This is a genomic window from bacterium (genome assembly GCA_037131655.1).
Lineage (GTDB): Bacteria > Armatimonadota > Fimbriimonadia > Fimbriimonadales > JBAXQP01 > JBAXQP01.
Map to the genome: position 1 here is coordinate 1 of JBAXQP010000383.1, position 2192 is coordinate 2192.

The following is a 2192-nucleotide window of genomic DNA, read 5'->3' on the forward strand; positions in this document are numbered from 1 at the left end:
AAACGCCGACGATAAAACACTGGTCACTTTCCTGCAGAACGTGTCGTTGGTATCTGACATCGATACCTATGACGACGCTTCTGATATGGTCACCATGATGACCGTGCATACGGTGAAAGGGCTGGAATATCCTGTGGTATTCATGGTGGGCATGGAGGAAGGTTTGTTCCCCCATCAACGCGCGATGACCTCGGATACGGAGCTTGAAGAAGAGCGCCGCCTCTGCTACGTAGGCATGACCCGCTCCAAAGAAGAATTGCACCTAACCCATGCCTATCGGCGAACCCTCTATGGTTACCCAACCATCGCCCGCCGTTCGAGATTTCTCGATCACCTTCCGAAAGATAGCTATTTACCCATCGGCAGCAGCGCCCCCCCCGCTGCCGCCAGCCGTGTGGTTGAAAGAGATTGGCGAGGGACTGAACCATTCAAAGATCCGCATCACTGGGAAGAACCCGCCATCCAAGTCAACGGCTGGGATAGCGGCCCAGTCATGCCATTTGCCGTCAGCGAAAAGGTCAAACACGCCAAATTCGGTATCGGCGTAGTCGTAGCCTGTCAAAAAACAGGCCAGGACTTCCAGATAACCGTCGCTTTCCCCGGCGTAATCGGCATCAAAAAACTCCTCCAAAGCATCGCCAAACTTGAGGCATTGGGATAATCTCCACACGTTCCACATTGAATTCCAAAGAAATTTCAGTATTACCTCTTGACTTATTATGAGTATATGCTTATAATATAGTTATGGGAGAAACATTATGGCAAGACCATGTTTTCGAAGACAAATAGGAAATGGGCCTACCGTGACCCAGTTTAATCCAAGCGGATCAGCCGACAATTCAGAAGACTTTGTTACTCTTAGCCTCGATGAGTTCGAAGCGATTCGCCTCGCAGACCTGCAAGGGCAATACCACGAGCAGGCCGGCGAAGAAATGGGTATCTCCCGCGCCACCTTTGGCCGCATCTTGGAAAATGCTCGAAAGAAGCTTGCTCAGGTGTTGGTCGAAGGAAGGCCACTTCGCATCGAAGGAGGTGTAGTAGAAGTGAGTGAAACTAGACAGTTCCATTGTGCGGCCTGCAAACATAACTGGGAACTCCCATTTGGAACAGGACGCCCCGCAGAATGCCCGCAGTGCCAGAGCCAAAACTTCCATCGAGCTGATCGAGGGAAAGGCTGCGGACGAGGTAATTGCATGGGTCGTGGCCGCGGATTTCGCCAGGGTCAATCGGCCATAGCGATTAAAGACTGAACAAAACCCATCCACCCTCGTACAATATCTAGGTGGATCGACTGTGATTTAATTGATCATGATATGAGGAGGAATAAGAAAATGAAACTCGGAAGCGTAGCATTTATCGTTGCTGTCGTTCTTGGACTGACAATGAGTATAGCGGTTGCACAACGAGGGCGCGGGGGCCCTGGAATGGGTCCCGGTGGGTCTGGTTTTGGACCTGGAGGAAATAACCAACCCAATATGCCGCGGATGGGTGGCGGCGGCAGGATGTGCGGTCTTGGTCTTGGGATTGGGATCGGCTTTTCTATGGCAAACGACCTTGGGCTTAGCGCCAACCAAATAACCCAGCTTCAAAAAGTAACCGATAAGTTCCTTGCCGATACGAAACCAATTAGTGATAAGATGCAAGTCAAAGCCAAAGAGCTTTCTCTGCTTTGGACTGCGAAAACCCCCAATAAAGCCGCGATCAAATCGAAGATTGCTGAGATGGACCAACTTCGCGCCAAACTCCGCAATTCGATGGTAGACCGAACTTTTTCAGCAATGAAGGTACTCACAGCCGCGCAGAAAACCAAACTCCGCGACTTGGTAGTAAAGCAACCCGGCTTCGGAGCAGGTTTGGGATGCGGGCTAGGAATGGGCTTTGGTCGAGGCGGTAACTGCTACATGATGGGTGGCGGCAGCCGAGGAATGGGCGGAGGCCGTGGAAACAGATAGGCTTAAAGTGATCTTCCCCAGAAAAAAAAAGGGCACGTGTGTAATAGTAGAGAGGTATTCCATGAATAGCATACGGAGCGGAACGCTTCTGAGGAGAATTCCGGCTTTCGGTCATCCAGTCTGCGACTGCCCTGCTCCTTCTTGACAGCAGCAGGGGGATAGTGGAATAATGAAATTGAGCGGTGGCTATCGCCGTGGGAGGTCAATAATGAAAGAGCCGGCTCGACGTGACTGGCGCGA

3 protein-coding genes are annotated in these 2192 nt (G+C 51.4%); all 3 read left to right on the forward strand.

Features of this window, described 5'->3' with window-relative positions:
• The coding region (locus WCO51_12715; GenBank protein ID MEI6514115.1) for a 3'-5' exonuclease at positions 1 to 661 on the forward strand (661 nt) is incomplete at its 5' end.
• Positions 662 to 758: 97 nt separating this feature from the next.
• Positions 759 to 1250 (forward strand): DUF134 domain-containing protein, encoded by a 492-nt coding sequence (locus WCO51_12720; GenBank protein MEI6514116.1) that lies wholly within the window; start codon positions 759 to 761, stop codon positions 1248 to 1250.
• A gap of 81 nt (positions 1251 to 1331) precedes the next feature.
• Positions 1332 to 1952 carry a Spy/CpxP family protein refolding chaperone gene (locus WCO51_12725; GenBank protein ID MEI6514117.1) on the forward strand — a complete coding sequence of 207 codons (621 nt, stop codon included), beginning with the start codon at positions 1332 to 1334 and terminating at the stop codon, positions 1950 to 1952.
• Positions 1953 to 2192: the final 240 nt, after the last annotated feature.

Coding starts and splice junctions, on each gene's coding strand:
- WCO51_12720 (MEI6514116.1), top strand. CDS start 759: ATGGCAAGACCATGTTTTCGAAGACAAATAGGAAATGGGCCTACCGTG.
- WCO51_12725 (MEI6514117.1), top strand. CDS start 1,332: ATGAAACTCGGAAGCGTAGCATTTATCGTTGCTGTCGTTCTTGGACTG.